Origin of the sequence: Mesorhizobium sp. M0496, assembly GCF_040321205.1 — a bacterium.
In the GTDB taxonomy this organism is placed as follows: Bacteria; Pseudomonadota; Alphaproteobacteria; order Rhizobiales; family Rhizobiaceae; genus Mesorhizobium.
This window is the reverse complement of the sequence record NZ_JAMYRC010000002.1, coordinates 134276-159986: the sequence shown is the minus strand read 5'-3', so window position 1 is coordinate 159986 and position 25711 is coordinate 134276. Positions and strand designations below refer to the sequence as shown.

The window sequence follows — 25711 nt, the reverse complement described above, 5'->3', positions numbered from 1 at the left end:
TGCACCGCAGCAGCGCTCGGATGTCACGGCATGGATCCCTTGGGCTGCGGAGCAGCTCCAGGGGTCTGCGCCACGTCGCTTCGCTCCTTGCTCCGCCATAGGATGACGAAGCGACAGGCGTACCGCGAAAACGTCTGCGCCGATGAGCCCGCCTCTATCGGCCTTCCAAAGCTGCCTCGACAAAATCGTCGTCAAGCGGCCCTGTCAAACTGTCCAGCCAAGCCCAGTCCTGCGCAAGCGGCTCGAGGATGATCGTTCGGCCTTGGCGGCGGATTGATACCTCGTCTGTTTCAAAACGGAACTCCTTGGGCAAGCGTACCGCTTGCGATCGGCCAGACCAAAAGACCTTTGCCTTATCCATTCGCCCCTCCAGAGATACTCACGGCACACAGGCCGATTGCGGCATTGGCTGCAGCCGATAGACCTTGTCGTCGGATTTGGTCTTGCCGTCGGCGGCCTTCGAACACAGGTCGACGATCGCCAGGCTGCTGTTGGGGTTGGCCAGCATCATCGTGCCGTCGGCGCCGCGCTTGAGGAAAATCTCCTTCTGCGCGATGTCGCAGGAGAAGTCGCTCATCTTCGAACTTGCCGCGCAGCGCCACTGGTCGGCCTCGCCCTGGCAGGAATAGGTCTGCGTCACCTCAGCCGATTTCTGCCGCGTGGTAACCGAGACGGCAATGTCGGCGCCATCAGGCCAGTTGGCTGCATCGCTCCCTGAGGCAAACGACGCCAGCTCTACCGGCCCGCGGAAAACCCGGATCGACTGCGTCAGTTGATCGGGATGCGAGCCGAGATGCGCTGCATCGTAGTCGCGGCCATAGCAGAACGCCTGGTCCGGCTTCAGCCGCTCGCGCAGAGGCGGCCCAAGGGCGGGGTCGACTGGATCGATGCGCGCGAACTCCGCCTTGCAGGTCGCGGCCGGCATTGGGTCGAGGCGGAAATTGTCGTCCTCCGAACCCAGCGCCTGCCTGTCATATTCCGCTGCGCCCAACTCCTCTTGCGAATCGGCATCGAGATAGATGTCGGGCTGCAGATCCGAGAGGAGCAGCCGGCCCTTGTCGTCCTTCAACGACGCAAGCGTCCGGTCGCACTCCATACCGCAATGGATGGCGCCTGCCTTGCCGTCCTCCGACGCATGATTGCACCAGCCGCCGGCCCATTCCGGCGCCTTGGCGCCGCGCACGGAGGTGGCGATGAAGGCATTGTAGGAAGTGTCGGAATTCACGGTCGGCTCTTCATTCGGCCGGCTGACCGGATCATGGCCGTAGTAGAAGAAGATCCGCGCCACCTTCTGCTTCGGGTGCGCCTTTAGATGCGCCGCATCATAGACGCGGCCGAAACAGGCGTCAGTGCCGCTGGGACTGAGTTCTGTGAGCTTGAGTGCATCATCGGCGAAGGCCGAGCCGGCAAGCGTGGTAAGCAGCGCCGCGCCAAATCCGGCGCCGGCAATTGTCTTCCATTCCCCTACCCCGAACGCCATGTGACCTCTCCTCCGCATCGACAGGACGCTACGTCAATTTATGCTAGGATTGCGGCCGTAGCCACGCAATTCGCGGTGGGCCACCAAGCCGAGGAGAATGCCATGCGCCGGCGCGACATGTTCCGCGCGGTTGTTGCCGGAACCGGAACGCTTCTTGGCCTGCGGGCGGTGCAGGCCGCAGCGGTCACGGAGCCGGCCCGGCAAAAAGTCGTCTATCACTTGAGCGATGTCGACAAGGTCAACTTCGTGCTCGGCAACATCAAGAACCACTATGAGGGCACCGGCGGCAATGTCGACATCGTGCTGGTCGTGCACGGTCCTGCCTTGGCGGCCTTCAAGTCGAAGGGCATATCGGCAGCGATTTCCGGACGCTTCGCCGGCCTGGTGCAACAGGGGCTGGAATCCCATGCCTGCGCCAACACCATGCAAGGCATGGATATTTCACTCGCCGACCTGCTCCCCGGTTTCCACGCCGCCGACAAGGGCGGTGTCGTCAAGCTCGCCGAACTGCAAGGCCAGGGCTACGCATATCTGCGCCCCTGAGGCTTGAACACCGGGGTGGCAAGGGCCTACGAAGGACGGGCCGAAATCCCGGAGGACGCACAGTGCCAGCCACAAACACACTCAGCATACCCGATCTTGCCGGCAAGGCGGTGCTGGTCACCGGTGCGTCGACCGGCATCGGAGCGGCGCTCGCGCTGGCCTATGCGGCGCAGAAATGCAAGGTGGCGCTGCATTACAACTCGAGCCGCGACGCCGCCGAGAAGCTCGGCCTGGCAATCGCCGACAAGGGCGGCGAGGTGTTCCTCGTCCAGGGCGATTTCTCCGTTGCCGCCGATGTCGAACACGTCGTCGAGGAGAGCGCGCAGTATTTCGGCCGCCTCGACGGGCTGGTCAACAATGCCGGCGGCATGCTTGGCCGCGTGCCCTACGCAGAGCAAACCGAAGCGCATTACGACGCGGTGATGGACCTCAATGCGCGTTCGGTGCTGACCGCCTCGCGCAGGGCGATCCCATGGCTGAAGAAACAGGGCGGCTTCATCGTCAACACCTCGTCGATCGCCGCGCGCAACGGTGCCGGCGGCGGCGCCGGACTTTATGGCTCGGCCAAGGCTTTCGTCTCCAATGTGACGCGCGGCATGGCCAAGGAGCTCATCGGCTTCGGCATCCGCGTCAACGCGGTGGCGCCCGGCACCATTCTCACGCCGTTCCACGAGCGCTATTCGACCGACGAGCAGATGAAGGGCATGATCGCCACCATTCCGCAGGGACGTGCCGGCACGGCGCAGGATTGCGTCGGCGCCTATCTGTTCCTGTCTTCCGATCTTTTGAGCGGCTACATCACCGGCCAGGTGATCGAGGTGAATGGCGGCCAGTTGATGCCTTGAGCGGCTATCGGCATACTGGCGATCTGCATGTTCTTGTCGAAAACCTCAAAGGGAGACAACGGAATGTACGGACTGATCGGCAAGATGCGGGCGGCACGCGGCCAGCGCGACGCGGTCATCGACCTCCTGCGTGCCAGCACCGGCGCCCTGCCGGGTTGCCTGAACTACATCATCGCCCGTGACCCCGCGGATGCCGATGCGATCTGGGTGACCGAAGTGTGGATCGACGCCGAGAGCCACAAGGCGTCGCTGCAGCTTCCGGAAGTCCAGGCGACGATCGCCAAGGCGCGACCGTTCATCGCCGGTTTTGAATTCCAGGTCGAGACCCACCCCGTTGGCGGCTTCGGCCTGGCCGACACCAAGACGGGCTGACCGGACAGACGGCGCGATGCCAACGGAGCGAACTGCGATGCAGACCGTGAACATTCACAATGCCAAGGCCAATCTTTCACGTCTCGTTGACCAGGCCGCCAAAGGTGAGCCGTTCATCATCGCCAGGGCGGGCAAACCATTGGTCAAAGTCGTGCCGATCGACCAGCCTGCATCGGCGCAGGCGCGACGGATCGGTTTTATGGCCGGCCAGTTTTCCGTCCCCGACGATTTCGATCGCATGGGCGACGGAGAGGTCGAGCAACTGTTCGGCGCCAACGCGTGAAACGATCACTCGACACCCAGTGGAAGACGTTTGCTGAGGACGGACTATGGTCGTCCGCGACCACGGTCCTACCCGGAAGATTTGACCAGCATACCTCTCGCTAACTGAGAGACCACGCATCACACAGCTTCCTTTTTCGGCGTAGCGGGGTTCGCATCGTCCCGGTTCGCGTCTAAGACCAAAACATGGATTCCTCGGCCGAGCAGCCATCCCCGGACCTGCCCACACTCGAGCGCATGGCGCGGATGCGCAAGCTCTGGCAATGGCTGGCTCTGCTGATCGTTTCCCTGCTGTTCGCCGGTGCGCTGGAACTCGCCGCCCTGCCGGCGGCGCTGCTGATCGGGCCGATGCTGGCGGCCATCGTCGCCGGCACCAATGACGCCACGGTGCGCGTGCCGCGTCTTGCGTTCGGCGCCGCCCAGGCGATCGTCGGCTGCCTTGTCGCAGCGTCGATCTCGGCCGATATCTTTCCGGTCTTCTACCGGGAATGGCCGCTGTTTCTCGGCGTCGTGGTGGCCACCGTCACCGCCTCCAGCCTGCTCGGCTGGCTGATCAGCCGCTGGCGCATCTTGCCAGGCACTACAGCCGTCTGGGGTTCGTCGCCGGGTGCGGCCACCGCCATGGTGCTGATGGCCGGTGCCTTCGGCGCCGACCAGCGTCTCGTCGCCTTCATGCAATATCTGCGCGTCATCTTCGTCTCGATGACGGCTGCACTCGTTGCCAAGATGTGGGTCGACACATCGGGCATCGAAATCCCCGCCATCATCTGGTTTCCGCCGATCGATGCCCAAGCCTTCGCCGCCACCATCGGCATCGCGCTTGTCGGCGGCCTGTCGGGAAAGCTTTGCCGGCTGCCCTCGCCCTTCTTCCTCGGCACCTTCGTCTTCGGCACTGTCGTCCATCTCGGCTTGGGCGTGGAGATGCAATTGCCGCCATGGCTGCTCGCTGTGAGTTACGCGATGGTCGGTTGGTCGATCGGCCTGAATTTCACCAGGCCGATCCTGCGCCATGCGACGCGCGCTCTGCCGCAGATCATCGCGTCGATAGTGGCGCTGATCGCCTTTTGCGGCGGCCTTGCCTTCATGATCAGCCATCTCTTGGGCATCGATCCGCTGACCGCCTATCTGGCGACCAGCCCCGGTGGCATGGACAGCATCGCCATCATCGCCGCCGCCGCGCAGAACGTCGACATCTCCTTCGTCATGGCGCTGCAATCGGCACGATTCCTGATCGTGCTGCTGGTCGGCCCGAGCGTGGCGCGGCTGGTGGCGAGAAGCGTCAGGCAGGCAAGGCCGCCGCCCCAGAAGCTCAAAATCGTTCAGTCGAATCTATCAGCGATGCCGCTCTGCAACGGCCCATGCCAGCTTGGGCCGTTGCGGGGAAAAAATACTTGACTAACATACTCATATTTGAGAACGCGGGGACGCAATCAAGCGTGAGACGGTGGAGACGAGTTGATGCGAACAAGGCTGACGACATGGCGCCTGGGGATCTCACTGCTGGGCAGTGCGGCAATGCTTGGCCAGTCCGGCGCTGCACATGCGCAGGACAGCGAAACGTCCAGCATGCTCGGCAACATCGAGGTCACCGCGCAGAGCAACGAAATCCTGAAGCAGGATGGCTATGTCGCCAAGAAGGATCGCATCGGCACCAAGACCGACACGCCGCTGGCCAGGATTCCGCAGGCCATTTCGGTGGTGACGCAGAAGCAGATTGAGGACCAGAAGCCGCGCACGCTGAACGAAACGCTCGGCTACACGGCCAGCGCCAATCCCAACAGCTTCGGCTTCGACACCCGCTACGACGCGTTTTTCCTGCGCGGCTTCCAGGCCTTCTACAACGGCATGTTCCGCGATGGGCTGCGCCAGTACAACGGCCCCTCGGCCTGGTTCAGGACAGAGCCCTACGGCATCGAGGGTGTCACCATCCTGAAAGGCCCGGCATCGTCGCTCTACGGCGTCAGCGGTCCCGGCGGCATCGTCAACGTCGTCACTAAGCGCCCCAAGGATGAGCCCTATCGAGAGATCGAACTGCTCGCCGGCGAGCACAACCGGTTTCAGGCAGCCCTTGACGCCTCCGGGCCCGTGAACGAAGACGGCACAATCCTCTATCGCTTCACCAGCCTCGGCCGCAAAAGCGATACCGAATTGTCGGGCTATCCCGACGACAAGATCTATCTGGCGCCGGCCGTCACTTTCAAGCCGGACGAGGACACCAAGCTCACCATTCTTGGCGAATATTCGAAATCGGTCACCGGTGGCACGGCCGCCTTCTACAATTCAGGCTATGGCGTGCTGTCCGACGTCTATGAGGGCGATCCGGCCTGGAACGATTTCGACCAGACCCAGGGCCGCATCGGCTACGAGTTCGAGCATCGCTTCAACGATGTGCTGACGGTGCGCCAGAACCTGCGCTACAACGCCGTCGACAGCGACATCGAGTACAGCGGCCACTATCCGGACGGCGCCGACCTGAAGCGCTACTGGGGCCACTACACCGAAACCATGAAGAACTTCGTTGTCGACAACATGGCGCAGTTTGAGTTCGACACCGGCGCGGTCAGGCACATCGCCGTCGGCGGCATCGACTATGCCTGGTCGGACTACGATGCCGGCAGCGGTCTGTCCTATGTCTCGGTCGACGACATCAAGGCGATGCCGGTTCCCCACTCCGGCGGCCAGGAGATGAACCAGCTCGGCGTCTACCTGCACGACCAGATGGAGTGGAACGACTTCACCCTGTTCACCAGCGGCCGCTACGACTGGGTCGACACCACCTCCACCGCCGCCGACTTCAGCACCTCGAAGCAGAAGGACAGCGCCTTTTCCGGCCGTCTCGGCCTGTCCTACCAGACCGAGTGGGGCATCACGCCCTATGTCAATTATTCGACCTCGTTCTCGCCCAACATCGGCTTCGTCTATGACGACGTTACCAGCCCCGTCGGCCGCGTCGCCCGCCCGACCATCGCCACGCAGAAGGAGATCGGCGTCAAATACGAGATCCCGAACTACAATGCGACCGTCAGCGCCGCGCTGTTCGACATCGACCAGAAGGACGGTGTCGTCTTCGACGCCTCGACCGGCATCAACAAGCAGCGCCAGCTCGACCTGAATTCGCGTGGCGTTGAACTGGAAGCCAATGCCTCGCTCGACAACGGCTTCAGCTTCATCGCCTCCTATACGTATCTTCGCGTCAGGATCGAGCAGGGCGCCGAAGGAACCGATGGCAAGGAGCTATCAGCGACGCCGAACCACATCCTGTCGCTATGGGGCCACTATCAGTTCGAGAACGGCACGCTGGAAGGGCTGGGGCTGGGCACGGGCGTGCGCGTCGCCGGTTCGAGCTATGGCGACGACACCAACACGTTCAAGAACAGCGCCCGCGCCTTCGTCGACGCCTCGCTTTCCTATGATTTCGGCTACCGCAATCCGAAGCTGGAAGGCGTCAAGCTGCAGGTCAACGCCAAGAACCTGTTCGACAACCAGAAGACCATCTGCTCCGCCGGCTATTGTTACCGCGACGAGGGCCGCTCGTTGTTTGCCAGCCTGCGTTACCGCTTCTGATGGAACGCCGTTCCAGGAGGGTGGCGACTAGTACTCGCCGCCCTCGCCCTGCGCGTCCCGGCGCCAGTAGGCGGTGACCAGATGCCGGTCGCGCGACAGGCTCCATTGCTTGCGAACGATCTTGCGTATCTCCCGGAAATCGCCGAATTCGCATCCGGCCCAGACGTACAGGCCGTCGGCAAGCGCCATATGACTGCGCTCCAGCAAGGCGGCCGGCAACAGGTCGGCGGTGCCGGCCTCGCGGCCGTGCCGGTAAAGCCAGGTGATATCGATATTGTCCCCTTGCGCCAGCGCGATCCGGTCATCCGGACCATCGACCTCGATGAGTGCCTCGGCGCGGGTTGACGGCGGCAGATGCTCGAGGATCCTGCCAATGGCGGGCAGTGCGGTGTCGTCGCCGAGCAGAAGCAGGGTATGCGCCACCGGGGCGTCGCCGCCGCCGGGTCCGATCATGCCGATGACGTCTCCCGGCTCTGCGTTTTGCGCGAAGGTGGCGGCGGGCGTGTCCTGGCCGGGGTGCAGCACGAAATCGACGTCGAGCCAGCCGCTTGCGGCATCCACCGCCCGGATCGTGTAGACTCGCACGGTTAGAGCATCGTCGCCCGAGGGCCAGACAATCAGGCCGTCGGCACCCATCGTCGGCCAGACCGGCCGCCGCCCAGCTGGCGGCAATAGCAGCCGCATATGCAGGCCGCCATGGGTAAACCGGCCGAGATCCCTGCCGGCGAAGCGCAGGCGCTGCATATGCGCCGAGATCCGCGTCGATGCCATTACCGTGATCTCGCGGAAGAAAACCGGCGTGCCGGCATCGCTGCCGTCGCCTTGCCAGCGCAGTCCGCTGGCCGTGCCAAGATGTTCGGCAACATGGCCGGCAACCGTCATCTTCATGTAGGACAGGCAAGTCTCGTCTGTCGCCGCGACCCGGATCAGCATGCCGTCATCCTCGAGCGTGGCGCTCAACGAGCCGTAATGCAGGCGAAGCTCCCACCGATCGGCAACGCCGGTTTCGATCTCGAATTCGCCGTGTTCGGCGCGCAGCCGCTCTATCGCCGACCTGGTTGCCTCATCGCTGATATGGGTCTGCGCGCTCAGTTGGTCCATCACTCAAGTCCTTCGAAACCGTTTGGCGCAAGTCGCCGCGCGGCGTCCTCGCGATCAGCGGCATGCCACAGCCGCTTCGGCATTTCCATAGAAACATGATAATAAAAGTCATATTTTCTCCGACGAACCGCTTGGCGCCGCTGCAAGGCGCTCGGGAAGGAAATCGACGAAGACGCGCACCTTCGGCGACAAATGGCGATTGGAGGGCCACAGCATCCTGAACTGGCCACGGCCATCGACATGATCATCGAGGACGGTGCGCAGCCTGTCTTCGTGCAGCGCCTCGCGCACCAGGAAATCCGGCATGCAGGCGATGCCGAGGCCTGCGAGTGTGGCGCCTTTCAACGCCTCCATGTTGTTGCAGGTCAGCATCGAGCGTATCTGCGGTTCAGCGCTTCCTGTAATGAATGGCCACTCCAGCAGCCTGCCGCTGTTGAGGAAGCGGAAGTTTATGCCGAAATGCCTGATGAGATCCGCCGGCTCGCCGGGTGTGCCATGGCGGTCGAGGTAGGAGGGCGCCGCACACAGCAGCATGCGGAAGGGCGCAACGGATCTCGATACCAGCCGTGAATCCGGCAACTCGCCGCTGCGGATCGCGACATCGATGCCCTCGTCGATCACGTCGACGATCCGATCGTTGAAATCGATGTCGAGTTCGATCTCGGGATAGCGGGCCATGAACTCCGACAGCACCGGCAACAACAGATGATAGGTGACGATCGGGGTCGAGACGCGCAGCCGCCCACGCGGCGTCTCCCGTGTCCGCGACAGCATCGCCTCGGCGTCGTCGATGTCGTCGAGAATGCGCCGCACCCGCTCGTTGAACAGCCTGCCCTCTTCCGTCAAACCGATGCGCCGCGTGCTGCGTTGCAGGAGCCGGACACCAAGCTCCTGTTCGAGCCTTGCGACGCTCTTGCCGACGGCGGAAGCAGAAATGCCGAGCGCCTGGCCGGCGGCGACGAAACTGCCAAGCTCAGCCGTGCGTGCGAAGGCCATCAGGCCGCTGAGACGATCCATTGCACCATTCCATTCGAGCGTTTCATTCCGGTATGACTGGAGATCTAATACTATTTCGCCGGAAATGTCGTCGACCTATCTTGTCGGTGACCGGCGCCGCGACCGCGCGACCTGCCGACAGATCCTGCTTCAGATAGGAAAACCCATGACTTTGAAGACCAGAACCGGCCCGGCCGAGAGATGGCTCGTGCTCTTGTCGGTATGCCTTGCCGCGATGACGATGCCTTTGACCTTCACCGGACCGGCGGTTGCCCTGTCCCGCATCGCGGCCGATCTCGGCGGCAGCCCGATCGAGCTCAACTGGGTGACCAATGCCTTCATGCTGGCCTTCGGCGCCAGCCTGATGGCGGCAGGCGCGCTGGCCGACAACCTTGGCCGCAAGCGGATCTTCCTTGCTGGCCTCGGCCTCTATGTCCTTGCCACGCTGGGCTCGATGTTCGCACCTGACATCGTCTGGCTGGATGTGCTGAGAGCCGTGCAAGGGATCGGCAGCGCCGCCGCCTTTGCCGGCGGTGCGTCCGCGCTCGCCCAGGAATTCGAAGGACATTTGCGGCTGCGTGCCTTCAGTTTCCTCGGCACCAGTTTCGGCATCGGCCTCGCCTTCGGCCCGATCGCCTCCGGCCTGCTCATCGATGCATTCGGCTGGCGGTCGATCTTTCTTCTGGTTGCGGCACTCGCGATTGCCGCCGCAATGCTCGGCCTGCGTACCATCAGGGAATCGCGCGACCCGGATGCGACAGGCGTCGACTGGGCGGGAGCCGGCACCTTCACGATCGCGCTGGCGTCGCTGACCTATGGCGTGCTCCAGGCCCCACAGAGCGGTTGGAGCAATCCCCTCGTCATCACGCTTCTCGCCGCTTCCGCCATCTTCTTTGTCGCCTTCGTCGTCGTTGAGCGACGCGTGCACCGGCCGATGCTGGATCTCACGCTGTTTGCCTATCCGCGCTTCGTCGGCGTCCAGTTCCTGGCGGCGGCACCCGCCTATGCCTTTGTGGTCCTGCTCGTGCTGTTGCCGATCCGCTTCATCGGCATCGAAGGGATGAGCGAGATCAAGGCGGGGCAATTGATGATCTGCCTCTCGGCCCCGTTGCTGATCCTGCCGATGCTAGCTGGCCAACTGGCGCGCTGGGTTGCTCCGGCCACGATCTGCGGCGTCGGCCTGCTCGTCGCCGCCGCCGGCCTTGTCTGGCTGAGCCGCGTCGTGCCGGTCGACAGCGCGCTGGTGGCACCGCTGATGCTGATCGGCGTCGGCATCGCTCTACCCTGGGGGTTGATGGACGGGCTTGCCGTCAGCGTCGTGCCGCGGGAGCGCGCCGGCATGGCGGTCGGCATCTTCAACACCACCCGCGTCGCCTGCGAGGGCGTGGCGCTGGCGATCGTCATGGCGACCCTGTCGGGTTTCAATGCCGCGCAGCTCACCGCGCAGGGAATGGCTTCTCCTGTGGATGCGGCGGCAGCAGCGCAGTTGCTGGTGACGGGCAATGTCGGCGCAACAGCGCAATATCTGCCGATGGCCAGCGCCACCATCCTGATCCAGGCTTACGAGACGGCGTTCGACAGGCTGTTGATCGTGCTGGCGGCAATCACCGTCATGACCGCCATCGTCGTCTTCCTTGGCCTGCGTCGCGGATCGGCGTCGGAACACGAGGCAGCACCCTTGCCGGCATGCCAGGAAGGGTAGTCAGGCTATGACCAGGCTCGCTATGCGATCGCCGTCCAGCGTGAAGGTCATGTGGCCCTCGCCATTTAAGCCGTTGCCCGTGACGGCAATGCGGACGTGCGTGTGTTGAGAGTCAGGTCAGGCCGTCGTTCGCAGGCCGGCTGAATATCGACGCACCTCAGTCCAGCCTGTGCATCAGGTCCTCATCCAGCCAGCGGCCGAAGAAATAGACCAGTTGCTTGTGCCACCACGGCCAGTCGTGGCTGACGTCGCCGCCCCAATAATCGACCCAGGCGGGAATGGATTTGTCACGCAGGATCTGTTCCAGCTTGCGTGTTTCGACCAGCATCCGCTCCTCCCAGGCGCCCTGTCCGCAGCAGAAGATCAGCCGCAGCGCCTTCAGGCGGGCAAGCAGTTTCGGATCGACGATGCCTGGCAGATAGTCGAGCGGCGAATTGTAGAAGATGTCGCCTTCAAGCGCCTTGCCGAAAAAGTCGCCGGCCGAATAGACGCCCGACAGCGCGATAACGCCGCTGGCGAGTTCAGGAAAGCGGAAGACGAAGTTCGACGAGTGGTAGCCGCCCATCGAGCAGCCCGAGAACAACGGTTTCAGCTTGCGCCCACCATTGGCTTGCTCGGCTGCCGACAGGAATTCCGGCAGCGCCTCCTCGCGCACATAGCGGAAATAGGCCTCGTGGCGGGCGATGCGGTGCGCGGCGTCCGCATGCTTGTCGAAGAAGGATTCCGAATCGACGCCGTCGACCGTGAACAGCTGGATGCGGCCGGTGTCGATGAATTCGGCCAGTGCGCCTACGCCGCCGGAATCCTCAAACTGGTAGAAGCGCCCCTGCGAGGTCGGAAACACCACCACCGGCCGGCCGGCGTGGCCGTAGCGCTTGTATTCCATGTCGCGGCCGAGCTTGTCCGAGAAACTCTTGTGATAGGAGATGTCCATCGCCTCACACCTTTTCCGCGTGGATGTAGGCGACCGCCTCGCGCAGCGCCGCTTCGTCCTTCGAGCGCATCTGGTAGGCGTAATTTCCCATGGCGCGGCTGAAAACCTCTTCGATGGCCTGATGGTGGACGATCTTGTCGCCATGGGCGGCTAACACGTCCTCATGGCTGTGCAAATAGCTGAGGCGTCGCTTGCGGCTGGCGTAGGCGGTGAAATACTTGCCCTCATAGGGCCCGCCGGCGGCATCCCTGACCACCATGTCGGCCCATGCCGCATAGACGTCGATGTCGAAGGTATAGTTGATGGCATCGGTCATCCAGGCGCCGGGCGGGCGCATGTTGACCTCCAGCGCGATGACCCGGTTGTCCTTGGTCTCGAACAACTCGATGTGAAAGAAGCGCTCGCGCACGTCGAATGCCTTCAGGATCTTGCGGCCGGCCTCCTCGACCGCCGGACTGATCCTGGGAAAGCAGGTATAGCTCATGTGGCGATCCTTGTTGACCACCTCCATGACGCTCTGGTCGTAGCGGTGGCTGGCCGCCAGCACCACCTCGCCGTCACGGTTGACCAATCCGTCGAAGGTCACCACCAGCCCCTCGATGAACTGCTCCATGACGAAGGTCACGTCCTCGGGCTTGTCCCTGAAGAATTGGTCGAGCTCCTTGGCGTTGGAAATCTTGAAGGTGTTCGAGGCGCCCGAGCCGCTGTCGGGCTTGACCACCACGGGATAGCCGACGCGGCGGATGAAGGTCATGGCCCCAGCACGGTCGGAGCATTTGCGCTGCGCGATGGTGTCGACACCGCTCTTGCGGAAGAAGGCGCGCATGCGGCTCTTGCGCTTCAGATTCTTCACGAAATCAAGCTTGGTGCCGTAGATGTTGAAGTCGGTGCGGATGTTGGCTTCCAGCTCCAGCCAGTGCTCATTGAGCGATTCAAAGCGGTCGATGCGGCCCCATTTGTGGATGAAATGCCCCATCGCCCGGAATACCGGATCGTAGTCTTCCATGTCGGCGACGCGGTAATATTCCGAAAGCGCCGCCTTCAGCTTGGCGTCGAGTGCGTCATAGGGTGCGTCGCCGATGCCGAGCACCCTGGCTCCGGCCTTCTTCAAACGGTCGCAGAAATCCGCGCCATTTGCGGGAAAATGCGGCGAGAAGAACACGAAATTCATGGATGACCCCCTCCCGGCGACAGGACATCGCAAACCCGTCGGCGCCCAAGTCTGGCGCATTTGCCGCGCCTGGGGAAGAGCATGCGCGTTAGAGATTCCGCCCCGCCATGCCAGGGCTACGAACTCGGGTTAATGGGTTCCGTCGCAGCCTTCGGCGGCGATTGGCCGACTGAGCATCAAACGAAAAACCCGCCTGCGCGGCGGGTCACTGGCGCAAATCAGCACCATGGACAAATATGTACCATAGCTGAGGGCACGGAGTCAAGAAAAAATTCCTATCGTGAAAAGCTGCCGGCACAAAAGCTGCCGACATCGCCGAACTGGCTGTCGTCAGCCCTACTAGCAATGCGGCCCCACTTGCCTCCCACAAGCCGCTCCTATATGAGATCAGCCATGAACACGCGCGCCACCAACGCTTCCCGTCCGACCGGTTTTTCCGGCGAGACCGTGCGCGCGCTGGCTTCGACCCTGCTTCTTCTCGGCCTTATCGGCGATCGCCGGGTTCGCTGAAGGAGCGCCCGGCGGTCGAACCGCCGCGCAAGCGCATGCTCCTTGGCAATCACATCAAGCGAACGAAATTCTGGTAAAGGCGCCGCTCGCCATCAATCCATCTGAGGTGGATCCATGAGCCGCCGGGAGAAAAGACGATGAACGCACGAGAAGAGATCCGTTCCGATGCCGCGGTAGCCGGCAAGGGTGCGGAAAGAAGCATCCAGAACAAGGGTATGTCCGACGCAGCCCGCAAATATCAGCCCTATCCGACCGTCGGCCTCGCCGACCGCACCTGGCCCTCGAAGGTCATCGACAAGGCGCCGATCTGGTGCTCGGTCGACCTGCGCGACGGCAACCAGGCGCTGATCGATCCGATGGGTCACGAGCGCAAGGCGCGCATGTTCGGCCTGCTGCTCGACATGGGCTTCAAGGAGATCGAGATCGGCTTCCCGTCGGCCTCGCAGACCGATTTCGACTTTGCCCGCTGGTGCATCGAGCAAGGCAACGTACCCGCCGACGTCTCGCTGCAGGTGCTGGTGCAGTGCCGGCCCGAACTGATCACCCGCACCTTCGAGGCGCTCAAGGGCGCCACCAACCCGATCGTGCATTTCTACAATTCGACCAGCGAATTGCAGCGCCGCGTCGTCTTCGAAAAGGACGTCGGCGGCATCAAGCGCATCGCCACCGACGCGGCCAAGATGATCACCGACATGGCGGCCAAGGCCGGAGGCGGCTTTCGCTTCGAATATTCGCCGGAAAGCTTTACCGGCACCGAACTCGAAGTGGCGCTGGAGATCTGCAACGCCGTCGCCGAGATCGTCAGGCCGACGCCAGACAACAAGCTGATCGTCAACCTGCCGTCGACGGTCGAGATGTCGACACCCAACATCTATGCCGACCGCATCGAATGGATGTGCCGCAATCTCGACAACCGGGAGAACCTGCTGGTCTCGCTGCACCCGCACAATGACCGCGGCACCGGCATCGCCACCACCGAACTCGGGCTGATGGCCGGCGCCGACCGTGTCGAAGGCACGCTGTTCGGCAATGGCGAGCGCACCGGCAATGTCGACATCGTCACGCTGGCGCTCAACATGTACACGCAAGGTGTCGATCCCCTGATCGACTGCTCCGACATCAACCGGATGAAGGACGTCTACGAATATTCGAACCAGTTGAAGATCCCCGAGCGCCACCCCTATGTCGGCGAACTCGTCTACACCGCCTTCTCCGGCTCGCACCAGGATGCCATCAACAAGGGCATGAAGGCGCTGAAGAAGGCCAATACGAGCCTGTGGGAAGTGCCCTATCTGCCGATCGATCCGGCTGATGTCGGCCGCAGCTATGAAGCCATCATCCGCATCAACTCGCAGTCCGGCAAGGGCGGCATCGCCTATGTGCTGCAGGCCGATTACGGCCTCAATCTGCCGCGCAATCTGCAGATCGAATTCAGCCAGGAAATCCAGGCGATCACCGACGCCGAGGGCAAGGAAGTGCCGGCCAGGCGCATCTACGAGCGCTTTCTCGAGACCTATGTCGATCAGCCGGCCGCGCGGCTGAAATTCCTCGATCACCACACCTATCCCAGCACCGAAATCAAGGGCCGGCGCGTCGTCGAGGCGGTCATCCTGGACAATGGCAAGGAAGTGACGATCTCCGGCACAGGCACCGGTCCTATCGACGGCTTCGTCGATGCGCTGTCGCGCCATCTCGGCGTCGAGATGTCGGTGCTCGACTATTCCGAGCACTCGTTGCAGCGTGGCTCGAACGCCTCGGCCATTTCCTATGTCGAGATGGAATATCCCGGCGGCAAGCTGTTCGGCGCCGGCATCAACACCAACATCGTCGCCGCCTCGCTGGAAGCGGTGATGTCCGCCGCCAACCGTATCGTTGGCAAGAAAACCGGCTGACGCACGAACGGAACAAAGATCGGGACCGTCCCAACCTGGTGATCGGTTCCGATCTTTCGGGCCATTAACCACCGCGGAATTATCCGGTGGGGTACGTGATCGCATAATGGGAGTATACTTGTGTGGCGGTGCGGGACCTATATGATCGCGCCTCAACCTGTGCCGACTTCGAGAGGATCGACACTTGCAGCATGCCACGCCTGCCGCCCCCGCAGTGCGCGAGACACTGGAGCGACTGCTTGCCAGCCAAACGTTCGGACGATCCGAACGTGCGCGCAAGCTGCTTCGTTATCTTGTCGAACGTGAACAAGCCGGCGAAGCCGACAGGCTCAAGGGCTTCTCCATCGCCATGGATGTTTTTGGCAAGGACGGCGATTTCGATCCGTCCACCGATGCCGTGGTGCGGGTGCAGGCAGGCAGGCTGCGCGAGCTTCTGCAGCACTATTTTGCCAATGAGGGCGTTGCCGAGCCTGTCCGCATCGCCATTCCACGCGGCGGCTATGTTCCCGCCTATGAATTGAACGCCATAAGGTTGCCGGATCTCAAGCTGGACGGCGCTGAGTCAGCCGAGCGGCCCAAGGACGCCAGTGCGCCGGATGCGGTGTCGCTGGTTTCCGTGTCGCCTTCGCCCGCGCCCTCGGTGGTGCGCCATCTCCGCTTCTTCTGGATGGCGATTGCCGTGGTCATCGCCATGCTGGGCGTACTGATCCTTCGTCAGGGCAGCAGTGCCTTGCTGGCTGGCGGCGACATGTCGGCAACGCTCGAGACCGCCGGCGCAACCGGAAGCATCGCGTCATCGGCAATGGCTGACGACCTGCCGCAAGTCTATATCGGCCTCAAGGCGGAAGGCACCGACGCCAGCCGTGTCGCCGCGTCGCTGCGTGCCGGACTGAGCGGTTTCGATACGATCGACTTCATCGGCCGTGACACCGTCACCGATCCGGCCGACGACGCCACCAGCTTCATATTCGACATCCTGCCTGGACCGAACGCGGGCGACATCTCGATCGAACTGCAAAGCATGGCGTCCGGAAGGGTGCTTCTTTCGCGCAATCTCACCCCTGCCGACAGCGCACCTGCCGCGGTCGAAGACCGTATCGCCGACATGCTGAGTTCGGCTCTTCCCGCCTCGGGCACGATCTACAATTATATCGAGCAGACCGGTGCGCCAAACGGTCTGACGCAATGCCTGCTGCTCAACGACAAATACTATCTCGACCAGAACGCCAGGACCCATGAGGCCGCCTATCGCTGCCTCGAGAAGCTGGCCAATGGCGGCACGAAATCCTCGCTCGTCTATTCGGAACTTGCCTCCCTGCATCTGGAAGCGGTCTCCGATCATTATGCCTATCCGCCCAATGCGACGATCGAAAAGGCCGTGGAGTTTGCCCATCGCGGCGTGCAGATGGGGCCGACCAGCCCTTATGCGCATCGCTCCTACGGCTATGTCAGTTCGCGCCTCGGCAATACGGACGAAGCGATCCGCTGGATGCGCAAGGCCTACGAACTCAATCCCTACGACCTCGGTATGGCCGCCGCCTACGGCTACGGGCTGATCTTCGCCGGCCGATATGCGGAGGGAACGCCGATCCTTGACCATGCGGCGGAGACCTTCAGCGGGCACTCGACATGGTGGGACTACGGGGTGTTCGTTGGTGAGTTCATGCTCGGCGACATGAACAAAGCCATCGCGGCCAGCATGGCATTGAGAACGACGGCAACGAAATCGCACTATCTGGCGGCGCGGCTGATCGGCGCCAAGGCCGCCGGACAGGATCATCTGGTGAGCGCGTTGTTGAACCAACTGAACACCGAGTTCCCTAAATTTGCCGCCGATCCGCGCGCGACCTTTGTCGAGCGGAAATATCCGGCTGACCTGACCGACCGGCTGGTCCAGGCGCTGCGCGCAGCCGGGCTCGGCAACCCAAGCTGACACCAATCGACATCCGCGGAACGGGGGCCACGTTCCAGTGGATTTCCCGTGCTCCGATCGCCACTGCCGGCTGGTCGCCGAGGTCTGTCCGGAACCGTACAAATCGCGAAAATTTTACTGGCCATCGCTGTACACTAGGCGCAATTCAGCCACACTTGGTGTCGCGCATTCTTGCAATAACAAAAAACAGTTTTCATGACCGCATCGCTTTTTGCCGCCGAACAGGGCGTTGGCTCGAAGGCCATTGTCCTGATGCATGGTTTCGGTGGTTGCCACGATATCTGGCGCGAGGTGATTTCCTCGATGGCGCCTGCCACGCACACGCTGGCCTATGATCTGCCGGGGCATGGGCTGTCGCTCGATTTTCCCGCCGCAGGTCCAGCCAAGGTGGCGGCAAGGGCCGTGCTCGCCGATCTCACGGAGCGTCGCCTGAGGCGCGTTCATCTCGTGGGCCACTCTATGGGCGGTGCGGTGGCAACGCTGATGGCGTTGGCCGAGCCCGACAAAATCGCCTCGCTGACGCTTCTGGCGCCGGGCGGCATTGGCCCGGAGATCAACGGACCATTGTTGCGCCGCTATGCCGGTGCACAGGATCGGTCCGAGATCCGGTCCTGCCTCGCCGCCATGTCGGGGCCATCAGCCCGGCCGCTCGATCACACCATGGACAGCCTCTGGGAAATGCGCCGGCGACCCGGCCAGCTGGAAAAACTCGTCGAGATCGCGGCCGCAATGACCATGGATGATCGCCAAGGCGTCATCCCGCACGATCGTCTCGACGGGCTGAACATGCCGGTGATGGTGGCGTGGGGAACCGACGACGCGGTGCTGCCCTTTACCCAGGCGGATGATCTGCCGGCGCATTTTCACGTGCACCATGTGCTGGAGGCCGGCCATATGCTGGCCGAGGAAGCCCCCGACCTCGTGGCCGAGATCATTCGCCGCAACACCAACCGCCGCGCCAGGCCGCATCGCCAGAAATTCGCCGCGGCGGCCAGCTGACCTTTTTTCGCGCACAACAACCTTCGTGCGCGCCTCGATCCCGTCCATCTCGCCAGTGCATTTTGCCGGCGGCCGTGTTAACGCCATGTTAACCAAACCCGCGAGGCAGACGCCGATGAAGGAAGCAGGCGAGAAGACCATCGATCAGTCGAAGAAACTGTCCGATGCCATCCGTGATGTGAAAAATGCCTTCGCCGACCGTGACGACGTCGTCGTCGATATGCGCGAGGCGCATCGCATGCGCCTCGATCTGCTCGCCGCCGAGCTGGCGCCGGTTTTTGCCGATGTTCCGGCCGACATGGACAATTTCGACTTTGTCGTCTCGTCAGGCTTGCAGCCGCGCCTGTGGATCGACGCCGTCAGCCATGTTGCCATGGGACGCGACCGCCGCACCTATCGCTTCCTCAAGGACACCCGCATCGGCCGGGTGGTGCTTGCCGAATCGACTGAGATGAAGCCGGTTGCCGATTCCGTGACGCGCTATGTCGCCGAGCGCATCGTCGAGCGTCAGAGGATGATGGAAGGTGGGGTCGAGCCGGCTATCGCCGGCATGAAACGCGCCGATGTCCCGGAAGCCGAACCGCCACTGCGCGCGATGACGCGCAGCAAGGGCTGGTCGGCCTTTGTCTCCGGGCTTGGCCTGGTCGCCGCCGGCGCACTGGTCGGCCTTGTGGTGTCGGTCGTCTTGTTCTGGGACCGTATCGTCGCCATGAGCCTCAGCTTGCGGCCATAGCGGCTCCGGCCTCCGTGCCAAGCTCCAGCGTTTGCAGGTCGGATGGCGGTATCGACGGCCCGGTCAGGCCGCGCCGCGTCAGCCGGATCCGCCAATTGCCCTTTTCACCGTCGATGTCGAACAGATTATACTGCGCCGCCGGGTTGTTGCCGCCCGGTGCCTGGCCTGCGGCAGCAACGCCGACTGCTGGGATCCTGACGCCTCGACCGCCGATGAAGAACAGCGACGGCAGATGCGAATGGCCGTGCAGGACAAGTTCGGCGCCATGGCGACGCATGATCTTGTGAAAGCGGGCAATGCCGAACAGCCGCTTGTGCTGAGGGACCGCGCCGCGCACCGGCGGATGGTGGATCATGATGACGCGAAACAGCCCCTGCCGGGCCGTGGCATCGAGCAGCTCGCCGAGCCGCTCCGCCTGGCCTTCCATGAAGAAGCCGTTGGCCATGAAGGGCGCCGTGGCGCGTGCCGTCGAGACGCCGATCAGCGCGACATTGCCGCGCACGCGCAGATAGGGGAACGCGTTGCGGTCGACCGGCGTGTCGACGCCGTCACCGCTCATCCACGCTGCCCAGGATCGGCAGGCCTTATCGAACGCGCCGGGCACATAGGCGTCGTGGTTGCCCGGAACGACCGAAACATCATGCGGCGGTCCCAGCGTCTCCAGCCAGTGCCTGGCCATCTCGATCTCGCCGTCGAGCGCCAGATTGACCAGGTCGCCGGTGACGGCGAGGTGATTAGGCGTGTTCGCCTTGATGTCGGCGACGATCGTGTCGATGACGGCGTCATGCATATGGCGGCGGCGGTTGCGCTGCCAGTTGACGTAGCCGAGCACGCGCTTGGAGGCGAGATCGCGATAGGATACATCGGGAAGCGGCCCCAGATGGACATCGGAAATATGCGCGAGCCTGAACATTTCTCCTTCATAGGCGACCCGCGCTTGGCTTTCCAGCCACGGTTTCGCGCCTGATGGTGAAGCCTGAAGATGCCTTCCGCCAAGCCGGCTGGGCGGGTCTGAGGGCCAGGCTGTTCCATCTCTATTTCGTGCTGCGGCGGCCGATGACGCTTGGAGTGCGCGGCCTGATCCACGACACGGCATCCAATTCCGTCTTCCTCATCCGCCACACCTATGTGCCGGGCTGGCAGCTTCCCGGCGGCGGTGTCGAAGTCGGCGAGACGCTTGCCGAGGCGCTGGCACGTGAACTGGCCGAGGAAGGCAACATCGCGCTGACCGCCCCGCCGGTGTTCAAATCGATGCATTTCAACCGCCGCGCCAGCCGGCGTGACCATGTAGGCTTCTACGTGATCGAGCGCTTCGGCCAGACGGCACCAAAACTCCCGGACCACGAGATCGCCGAAGCCGGCTTCTTCCCGCTCGACCGCTTGCCCGAGAAAACGACGCCGGCGACGCTGCGCCGGATCGCCGAGGTTTTTGGCGGCGAGCAGCCCTCGCCCTACTGGTAGATCAGGCCGCCGCCCTGCTGAGCCGCGCCCGGTCATGCCGAGCGCCATAGTCCAGTTTAGGCCCGACAGGCACGATCCGCGTCGGATTGATCGTCTCGTGGCTGCCGTAGTAATGTGCCTTGATGTGATGCAGGTTCACGGTCCCAGCCACGCCAGGCACCTGATAGAGATCGCGCAAATAATTGGACAGGTTCGGGTAGTCGGCGATGCGGCGCAGATTGCATTTGAAATGGCCGACATAGACCGGGTCGAAGCGCACCAAAGTGGTGAACAGCCGCCAGTCGGCCTCAGTGATGCGGCTGCCGACGAGATAGCGCTGTTTTGACAGCCGCTCCTCCAGCGTATCCAACGCCGCGAACAATTCGCCGAACGCTTCCTCATAGGCGGCCTGCGTGGTGGCGAAGCCGGCGCGATAGACGCCGTTGTTGATGGCGGGATAGACCAGCGCGTTGATCTTGTCGATCTCGCCGCGCAGCGCCTGCGGATAGAAGTCGAGGCTGGCATCGCCCCATTGGTCGAAAGCCGAATTCAGCATGCGGATGATCTCGGAAGATTCGTTGGAGACGATGGTCTGTTCCTTCTTGTCCCACAGCACCGGCACCGTCACCCGGCCCGAATAAGCGGGATCGGCCTTGGCATAGATCTGGTGCAGGAAGTCGAGGCCGTAAAGCGTATCGCCGGTAGCGCCATCCTCAGCCAAAAACGTCCAGCCGTTGGCGCCCATGAAATGATGCACCACCGACACCGATATGATGCCATCCAGCTTCTTCAGCGCACGAAAGATCAACGTCCGGTGCGCCCACGGACAGGCAAGCGAGACGTAGAGATGATAGCGGCCGGGCTCGGCCTTGAAGCCGCGCGTTCGGCCTTCGACCGGCGCCCCGTCAACGGTGATCCAGTCGCGCCATTGTGACTGCGCCCGTACGAACCTGCCACCGTTATCCGCCGTATCATACCAGCGATCCTGCCACCTGCCGTCGACCAGCAATCCCATGCAAATCTCCTTGCGTCCTATTGGCGTAATTTAGGCGCAAGATTGGCCTGTCGAAGACGTCAGGTGCTGAACAGACCGTCACTTGGCCGAAACGACGGACAAAAACGGCCGATTGCAGCGGCCGAAAATTGATGCTAGCGGACAATCCGCATGTTCGATTTTGCTTTGATCCGGTTTGACCGACGACGAAAGGGCGCCCGCGCTTGATGAAGCGCTGACTGGCGAATGCTGCCGTTTGCAGCAACCTTTCCTCCTTACCGGAACGCAAAGACCATGAGCCTTGCCGACGTGAAATACCTGCCGGAAACCCCGGCGCATGACCTCCAGATCGAAGCCATCAACGACGAAGCCTTCGGGCCGGGCCGCTTTGTGCTGGCCGCCTACAAGATCCGCGAAGCCGGAGGGCACGAACGCTCGCTGTCCTTTGTCGCCGTCGATGGCGACATTGTCGTCGCCTCGGTGCGCATGACCCGCATCGCCGCCGGCGCCGGTCGCGCGCTGATGCTCGGGCCGCTCGCGGTGCGGCCGGCCTTCAAGAATCTCGGCATTGGCCGCCGGCTGGTGGCAATCGCGCTGGAGGCCGCCGCCAAAACCGGTGCGCCCGCGGTCATGCTGGTCGGGGACGAACCCTACTATGGGCCGCTCGGCTTCAAACGGATCCCGCGCGGCCAGATTTCGATGCCTCGCCCTGTCGATCTCGACCGGCTGCTGTCGCACGAGATAGCGCCGGGCGCGGTTGCCAGGCTCTCGGGCGAGGTCTGCCATGCCAGCCAGGCCAGGGTCGGCGAGCACGTCTAGGTGACGGCTTGACCTTCCCCGTCGATCTGGCGCCTGATCCGTCCCACTGTTCCTGAGATTGAAGGATGACGCCATGAACCCGAACGGCCAGATCGCGATCGTTACCGGCGGCGGCTCCGGTCTCGGCGAGGCAACGGCACGCGCGCTGGCCGCCAAGGGCGCCCGCGTCGCGATCTTCGACGTCGGCATCGATCGCGCGGCCAAGGTCGCGGCCGAGATCGGCGGCATTGCCGTCCAGTGCGACGTCAGCAGCGCCGACAGTGGGACCGCTGCACTCGCCGACGTCGCCGACAAGCTTGGCGAGCCGCGGATCCTGGTCAATTGCGCTGGCATCGCCATTGGGGTGAAGACGATCGGCAAGGATGGTCCCCATCCCCTCGATCAGTACCGCAAGGTGATCGAGGTCAATCTGATCGGTACGTTCAACATGATCCGCCTCGTCGCCGAGCGCGCGTCAAAGCTCGAGCCGCTGCAAGGCGGCGAGCGCGGCGTCATCGTCAACACCGCTTCGGTTGCCGCCTATGACGGCCAGATCGGCCAGGCTGCCTATGCGGCCTCCAAGGGCGGCGTCGTCGGCATGACGCTGCCGGTGGCGCGCGACCTCGCCCGTTCCGGCATCCGCGTCTGCACCATCGCGCCCGGCATCTTCAAGACGCCGATGATGGCCGGCATGCCGCAAGAGGTGCAGGATTCGCTGGGCGCCGCCGTGCCCTTTCCCTCGCGCCTGGGCGAACCATCCGAATATGCCGCGCTCGCCCTGCACATCATCGAAAACCAGATGCTGAACGGCGAGACCATCCGTCTCGATGGCGCCATCCGCATGGCGCCGAAATAGACGGATATGAGCACCGGCCCGTCCGCTCCCGGCAGGACCGGCCCGCTTGCCGGGCTGAAGGTGATCGAGATGGCCGGGCTCGGCCCCGTCCCGCTGGCCGGCCTGATGCTTTCGGAGATGGGCGCCGAAGTGCTGCGCATCGAGCGGAAGGGGACGAGCCAGCCCCTCCCGTCGCTGCCGGACGAGTACAACATCGACCGCCACGGCCGCGCCATCCTGCGTCTCGACCTGAAGCGCCGGGAAGGCGCCGATCTGGTGCTGCGCCTTGCCGAGAAGGCGGACATGTTGCTCGAAGGGTATCGCCCCGGTGTCATGGAACGGCTTGGCCTCGGCCCGGAAGCGGTGCTGGCGCGCAATCCCGCGCTGATCTACGGCCGCATGACCGGCTTCGGCCAGGACGGCCCGCTCGCCGGTCGCGCCGGCCACGACATCACCTACCTGGCCTATTGCGGCGTGCTGCACGCCATCGGCCACGCCGACGGCCGCCCTGTCCCGCCGCTCAACCTCGTCGCCGACTATGGCGGTGGCGCCATGATGCTGGTTGCCGGCACGCTGGCCGCCCTGCTCCAACGCTCGCGCACCGGCAAGGGCGAGGTCGTCGACGCCGCGATGGTCGAAGGCGCCTCGATGCTGGCGGCGCCCCTGCACGCCTTCATGGCGGCGGGGTTGTGGAGCGAAAAGCGCGGCGCGAACCTGCTCGATTCCGGCGCCCCCTTCTACGACACCTATGAGACATCAGACGGACGCCATATCGCCATCGGCTGCCTCGAACCGCAATTCTTCGCCGAATTCGCCAGACTGCTGCCGCTCGATGAACATTTTGTACTCGGCCAGTATGACAAGGCGCTGTGGCCGCCGATGCGCGCGGCCATTGCCGATCGGGTCCGGCAGAAATCACGCGACGACTGGGACCAACTGTTTGCCCAAACCGATGCCTGCGTCGCCCCTGTCCTGTCGCTGTATGAGGCGAAGCAGCACCCGCACAATCGGGCGCGCAACGCCTTCGTGACGGCGGGCGCACTTGAGCGCCCTGCCCCAGCGCCGCGTTTCTCCGGCTCGCAGCCGACACCGGCGAGCAAGCCGGCCAACGGCGATCTCGCCCCATCGACGGTGCTGGCGCGTTTCGGGTTTTCGAAAAACGAGATCGACGACCTTGTCAAATCCGGTTTGTTCGACAGATAATTGGAGAAAGAAAATCCACTTATTGCGGTGATGCCTTGGACGAGCCGAAGAAGGACGTGATCCGCGAGACCGACGCCGAGGCGATCCGGCTGGCCAAGACGCTTCTGCGCAACGCGCGTTTTGGCGCGCTGGCGGTGATCGAACCGCAAACCGGCTCGCCGCTGGCCAGCAGGGTCGGCGTGGCGACCGACATCGATGGCGCGCCGCTGATCCTGGTGTCGATGCTCTCGGCGCACACCGGCGCCCTGCTTGCCGATCCGCGCTGCTCCCTGTTGCTTGGCGAACCCGGCAAAGGCGATCCGCTGGCACACCCGCGCCTGACACTGGTCTGCCGGGCGGTACGGCTAGAGCGCGGATCAATCGAACACGCCCGCGCCGAGCGCCGTTACCTCAACCGCAATCCCAAGGCGAAACTTTACGCCGGTCTTGGCGACTTTTCGATCTTTCGCCTCGAGCCGCAACGCGCCAGCCTCAACGGCGGTTTCGGCAAGGCCTATCATCTCGATCAATCGGATTTGCTCACCAGCGGGCCGATCGTCGAGGAACTGGCGGCGAGCGAACAATCCGCCATCGACCACATGAACGCCGATCACCTCGACGCGCTCGCCGTGTATGCACGGCATTTCGCGACAGCATCCGGCAACGGCTGGACCGTTGCCGGATTCGATGCCGATGGCATGGATCTGGTATCGGGTGACGACACTTGCCGGGTTTTCTTCCCACAACCCCTGGCGGCAGCGCGTGAATTGCGGCACGTTCTGGTCGAGATGGCCAGGAGCGGCCGGGCCTCGGTCGACGCCGGCGACTGGACTTAATTATGTTTGATCAAAAGCAACACTTGAGATTTTAATGAAATGCTCTACCTTTTGGCGGTGGCGCTGAATCGCCAGCGCCGGTTCACAAGTGAGTTTATGGAATCAGACGCCATTGCCCCCATGGCGTCGGGATGAACAAGAAGCATGGGGCATCAATGGTCTCGACAAAGCTAATCGTCAACGCCGAATCTGCGGCCGAATTTCTCATGCTGATGGGCAATGAGAAACGGCTGTTGATCATGAGCTACCTCGCCGACGGTGAAATGTCGGTCGGCGCCATCGCCGAGAAGGTGATGCTCAGTCAATCGGCACTATCCCAGCATCTGGCCAAGTTGCGTGCGCTCGACCTCGTCGACACTCGCCGTGACCGGCAGATGATTTACTATTCCTGCAAATCCGACGCCGTGCGCGAACTGCTTGTCATGCTGGACGGCATTTTCGGCAGCGGCAAGGATGACCTGTCCCAGATGGCGCACCGTTTGCGCCGTGCCGGAACCTGACCGTCCTGTAGCCCCCTCGCTGGCGATTTCAGAGCGACATGCGCCCATCCGGGCGCATGGAGCTGGCTG

At 63.2% G+C, this 25711-nt stretch carries 25 protein-coding genes; 17 read left to right on the top strand and 8 right to left on the bottom strand.

What is annotated here, in order from left to right; translation table 11 throughout:
• Positions 1–154: 154 nt before the first annotated feature.
• Together NKI73_RS03925 and NKI73_RS03920 are read right to left on the bottom strand one after the other, a co-directional pair.
• Complete coding sequence (locus NKI73_RS03925) at positions 155–361, bottom strand: antitoxin (RefSeq protein WP_352627547.1); 207 nt, start codon at positions 359–361, stop codon at positions 155–157.
• Positions 362–379: 18 nt separating this feature from the next.
• The gene (locus NKI73_RS03920; RefSeq protein WP_352627546.1) at positions 380–1480 is read right to left on the bottom strand and encodes a hypothetical protein; all 1101 of its coding nucleotides are present in this window, start codon (positions 1478–1480) and stop codon (positions 380–382) included.
• Between the two features lie 102 nt (positions 1481–1582).
• On the opposite strand from NKI73_RS03920, the gene NKI73_RS03915 reads away from it, so the two are divergent.
• The 6 genes from NKI73_RS03915 to NKI73_RS03890 all read left to right on the top strand — a co-directional run bounded on the left by NKI73_RS03915 (position 1583) and on the right by NKI73_RS03890 (position 7086).
• Positions 1583–2023, top strand: a complete 441-nt coding sequence (locus NKI73_RS03915; protein WP_352627545.1) for a DsrE family protein — start codon at positions 1583–1585, stop codon at positions 2021–2023.
• A 62-nt stretch (positions 2024–2085) separates the two neighbouring features.
• Positions 2086–2868, top strand: a complete 783-nt coding sequence (locus NKI73_RS03910) for an SDR family NAD(P)-dependent oxidoreductase (RefSeq protein ID WP_352627544.1) — start codon at positions 2086–2088, stop codon at positions 2866–2868.
• Between the two features lie 63 nt (positions 2869–2931).
• Positions 2932–3240: a putative quinol monooxygenase gene (locus NKI73_RS03905; protein ID WP_352627543.1), complete on the top strand. Its 309-nt coding sequence runs from the start codon at positions 2932–2934 to the stop codon at positions 3238–3240.
• A 37-nt stretch (positions 3241–3277) separates the two neighbouring features.
• Entirely contained in the window at positions 3278–3523 is a 246-nt protein-coding gene (locus NKI73_RS03900) for a type II toxin-antitoxin system Phd/YefM family antitoxin (RefSeq protein ID WP_352627542.1), read from the top strand.
• A gap of 185 nt (positions 3524–3708) precedes the next feature.
• A complete protein-coding gene (locus NKI73_RS03895; protein WP_352627541.1) occupies positions 3709–4917 on the top strand; it encodes an AbrB family transcriptional regulator in 1209 nt (402 codons plus the stop codon).
• Positions 4918–4980: 63 nt separating this feature from the next.
• Positions 4981–7086, top strand: a complete 2106-nt coding sequence (locus NKI73_RS03890; RefSeq protein WP_352627540.1) for a TonB-dependent siderophore receptor — start codon at positions 4981–4983, stop codon at positions 7084–7086.
• Between the two features lie 27 nt (positions 7087–7113).
• Here the strand turns inward: NKI73_RS03890 and NKI73_RS03885 are convergent, their stop codons facing one another.
• Together NKI73_RS03885 and NKI73_RS03880 are read right to left on the bottom strand one after the other, a co-directional pair.
• Positions 7114–8187, bottom strand: a complete 1074-nt coding sequence (locus NKI73_RS03885; RefSeq protein ID WP_352627539.1) for an SIP domain-containing protein — start codon at positions 8185–8187, stop codon at positions 7114–7116.
• Between the two features lie 108 nt (positions 8188–8295).
• Positions 8296–9204, bottom strand: coding sequence for a LysR family transcriptional regulator (locus tag NKI73_RS03880; RefSeq protein ID WP_352627538.1), 909 nt, complete (start codon positions 9202–9204; stop codon positions 8296–8298).
• 145 nt (positions 9205–9349) lie between these two features.
• Here NKI73_RS03880 and NKI73_RS03875 point away from each other — a divergent pair, with 145 nt between their 5' ends.
• Entirely contained in the window at positions 9350–10885 is a 1536-nt protein-coding gene (locus NKI73_RS03875) for an MFS transporter (protein ID WP_352627537.1), read from the top strand.
• A 157-nt stretch (positions 10886–11042) separates the two neighbouring features.
• Here the strand turns inward: NKI73_RS03875 and NKI73_RS03870 are convergent, their stop codons facing one another.
• Complete coding sequence (locus NKI73_RS03870) at positions 11043–11819, bottom strand: esterase family protein (protein ID WP_352627536.1); 777 nt, start codon at positions 11817–11819, stop codon at positions 11043–11045.
• A 4-nt stretch (positions 11820–11823) separates the two neighbouring features.
• On the bottom strand, positions 11824–12990 hold the full coding sequence (locus NKI73_RS03865) for an ATP-grasp domain-containing protein (RefSeq protein WP_352627535.1): 1167 nt from the start codon (positions 12988–12990) through the stop codon (positions 11824–11826).
• A gap of 647 nt (positions 12991–13637) precedes the next feature.
• On the opposite strand from NKI73_RS03865, the gene leuA reads away from it, so the two are divergent.
• The 4 genes from leuA to NKI73_RS03845 all read left to right on the top strand — a co-directional run bounded on the left by leuA (position 13638) and on the right by NKI73_RS03845 (position 19057).
• Positions 13638–15392 carry a 2-isopropylmalate synthase gene (gene leuA / locus NKI73_RS03860; RefSeq protein WP_502909546.1) on the top strand — a complete coding sequence of 585 codons (1755 nt, stop codon included), beginning with the start codon at positions 13638–13640 and terminating at the stop codon, positions 15390–15392.
• Between the two features lie 184 nt (positions 15393–15576).
• The gene (locus tag NKI73_RS03855) at positions 15577–17325 is read left to right on the top strand and encodes a tetratricopeptide repeat protein (protein ID WP_352627534.1); all 1749 of its coding nucleotides are present in this window, start codon (positions 15577–15579) and stop codon (positions 17323–17325) included.
• Positions 17326–17520: 195 nt separating this feature from the next.
• A complete protein-coding gene (locus NKI73_RS03850; protein ID WP_352627533.1) occupies positions 17521–18324 on the top strand; it encodes an alpha/beta fold hydrolase in 804 nt (267 codons plus the stop codon).
• 115 nt (positions 18325–18439) lie between these two features.
• Complete coding sequence (locus tag NKI73_RS03845) at positions 18440–19057, top strand: hypothetical protein (RefSeq protein WP_352627532.1); 618 nt, start codon at positions 18440–18442, stop codon at positions 19055–19057.
• On the opposite strand, the gene NKI73_RS03840 is transcribed toward NKI73_RS03845, so the two are convergent.
• Entirely contained in the window at positions 19041–19970 is a 930-nt protein-coding gene (locus tag NKI73_RS03840; protein WP_352627531.1) for a metallophosphoesterase family protein, read from the bottom strand. The two genes, NKI73_RS03845 and NKI73_RS03840, sit on opposite strands and share 17 nt — an antisense overlap.
• Before the next feature lie 53 nt (positions 19971–20023).
• Between NKI73_RS03840 and NKI73_RS03835 the strand changes: the two genes are divergently transcribed.
• Entirely contained in the window at positions 20024–20518 is a 495-nt protein-coding gene (locus tag NKI73_RS03835; RefSeq protein WP_352627530.1) for an NUDIX domain-containing protein, read from the top strand.
• Between the two features lies 1 nt (position 20519).
• Here NKI73_RS03835 and NKI73_RS03830 read toward each other — a convergent pair whose 3' ends face one another.
• On the bottom strand, positions 20520–21512 hold the full coding sequence (locus NKI73_RS03830; protein ID WP_352627529.1) for a glutathione S-transferase family protein: 993 nt from the start codon (positions 21510–21512) through the stop codon (positions 20520–20522).
• Positions 21513–21785: 273 nt separating this feature from the next.
• Here NKI73_RS03830 and NKI73_RS03825 point away from each other — a divergent pair, with 273 nt between their 5' ends.
• From NKI73_RS03825 to NKI73_RS03805, 5 genes are all read left to right on the top strand, one after another.
• Positions 21786–22310 (top strand): GNAT family N-acetyltransferase, encoded by a 525-nt coding sequence (locus NKI73_RS03825; RefSeq protein WP_352627528.1) that lies wholly within the window; start codon positions 21786–21788, stop codon positions 22308–22310.
• 73 nt (positions 22311–22383) lie between these two features.
• Positions 22384–23145, top strand: a complete 762-nt coding sequence (locus NKI73_RS03820) for a 3-hydroxyacyl-CoA dehydrogenase (RefSeq protein ID WP_352627527.1) — start codon at positions 22384–22386, stop codon at positions 23143–23145.
• 6 nt (positions 23146–23151) lie between these two features.
• Positions 23152–24327, top strand: coding sequence for a CaiB/BaiF CoA transferase family protein (locus NKI73_RS03815; protein WP_352627526.1), 1176 nt, complete (start codon positions 23152–23154; stop codon positions 24325–24327).
• A 35-nt stretch (positions 24328–24362) separates the two neighbouring features.
• Positions 24363–25142, top strand: coding sequence for a HugZ family pyridoxamine 5'-phosphate oxidase (locus tag NKI73_RS03810; protein ID WP_352627525.1), 780 nt, complete (start codon positions 24363–24365; stop codon positions 25140–25142).
• Between the two features lie 155 nt (positions 25143–25297).
• Positions 25298–25642 carry an ArsR/SmtB family transcription factor gene (locus tag NKI73_RS03805; RefSeq protein ID WP_023760638.1) on the top strand — a complete coding sequence of 115 codons (345 nt, stop codon included), beginning with the start codon at positions 25298–25300 and terminating at the stop codon, positions 25640–25642.
• Positions 25643–25711: the final 69 nt, after the last annotated feature.

Bases quoted from the DNA above. Each gene is read 5' to 3' on its own strand.
- NKI73_RS03925 (WP_352627547.1), bottom strand. From the start codon at position 361: ATGGATAAGGCAAAGGTCTTTTGGTCTGGCCGATCGCAAGCGGTACGC.
- NKI73_RS03920 (WP_352627546.1), bottom strand. From the start codon at position 1,480: ATGGCGTTCGGGGTAGGGGAATGGAAGACAATTGCCGGCGCCGGATTT.
- NKI73_RS03915 (WP_352627545.1), top strand. From the start codon at position 1,583: ATGCGCCGGCGCGACATGTTCCGCGCGGTTGTTGCCGGAACCGGAACG.
- NKI73_RS03905 (WP_352627543.1), top strand. From the start codon at position 2,932: ATGTACGGACTGATCGGCAAGATGCGGGCGGCACGCGGCCAGCGCGAC.
- NKI73_RS03900 (WP_352627542.1), top strand. From the start codon at position 3,278: ATGCAGACCGTGAACATTCACAATGCCAAGGCCAATCTTTCACGTCTC.
- NKI73_RS03895 (WP_352627541.1), top strand. From the start codon at position 3,709: ATGGATTCCTCGGCCGAGCAGCCATCCCCGGACCTGCCCACACTCGAG.
- NKI73_RS03890 (WP_352627540.1), top strand. From the start codon at position 4,981: ATGCGAACAAGGCTGACGACATGGCGCCTGGGGATCTCACTGCTGGGC.
- NKI73_RS03885 (WP_352627539.1), bottom strand. From the start codon at position 8,187: ATGGACCAACTGAGCGCGCAGACCCATATCAGCGATGAGGCAACCAGG.
- NKI73_RS03880 (WP_352627538.1), bottom strand. From the start codon at position 9,204: ATGGATCGTCTCAGCGGCCTGATGGCCTTCGCACGCACGGCTGAGCTT.
- NKI73_RS03875 (WP_352627537.1), top strand. From the start codon at position 9,350: ATGACTTTGAAGACCAGAACCGGCCCGGCCGAGAGATGGCTCGTGCTC.
- NKI73_RS03870 (WP_352627536.1), bottom strand. From the start codon at position 11,819: ATGGACATCTCCTATCACAAGAGTTTCTCGGACAAGCTCGGCCGCGAC.
- NKI73_RS03865 (WP_352627535.1), bottom strand. From the start codon at position 12,990: ATGAATTTCGTGTTCTTCTCGCCGCATTTTCCCGCAAATGGCGCGGAT.
- leuA (WP_502909546.1), top strand. From the start codon at position 13,638: ATGAACGCACGAGAAGAGATCCGTTCCGATGCCGCGGTAGCCGGCAAG.
- NKI73_RS03850 (WP_352627533.1), top strand. From the start codon at position 17,521: ATGACCGCATCGCTTTTTGCCGCCGAACAGGGCGTTGGCTCGAAGGCC.
- NKI73_RS03845 (WP_352627532.1), top strand. From the start codon at position 18,440: ATGAAGGAAGCAGGCGAGAAGACCATCGATCAGTCGAAGAAACTGTCC.
- NKI73_RS03840 (WP_352627531.1), bottom strand. From the start codon at position 19,970: ATGTTCAGGCTCGCGCATATTTCCGATGTCCATCTGGGGCCGCTTCCC.
- NKI73_RS03835 (WP_352627530.1), top strand. From the start codon at position 20,024: ATGGTGAAGCCTGAAGATGCCTTCCGCCAAGCCGGCTGGGCGGGTCTG.
- NKI73_RS03830 (WP_352627529.1), bottom strand. From the start codon at position 21,512: ATGGGATTGCTGGTCGACGGCAGGTGGCAGGATCGCTGGTATGATACG.
- NKI73_RS03825 (WP_352627528.1), top strand. From the start codon at position 21,786: ATGAGCCTTGCCGACGTGAAATACCTGCCGGAAACCCCGGCGCATGAC.
- NKI73_RS03820 (WP_352627527.1), top strand. From the start codon at position 22,384: ATGAACCCGAACGGCCAGATCGCGATCGTTACCGGCGGCGGCTCCGGT.
- NKI73_RS03815 (WP_352627526.1), top strand. From the start codon at position 23,152: ATGAGCACCGGCCCGTCCGCTCCCGGCAGGACCGGCCCGCTTGCCGGG.
- NKI73_RS03805 (WP_023760638.1), top strand. From the start codon at position 25,298: ATGGTCTCGACAAAGCTAATCGTCAACGCCGAATCTGCGGCCGAATTT.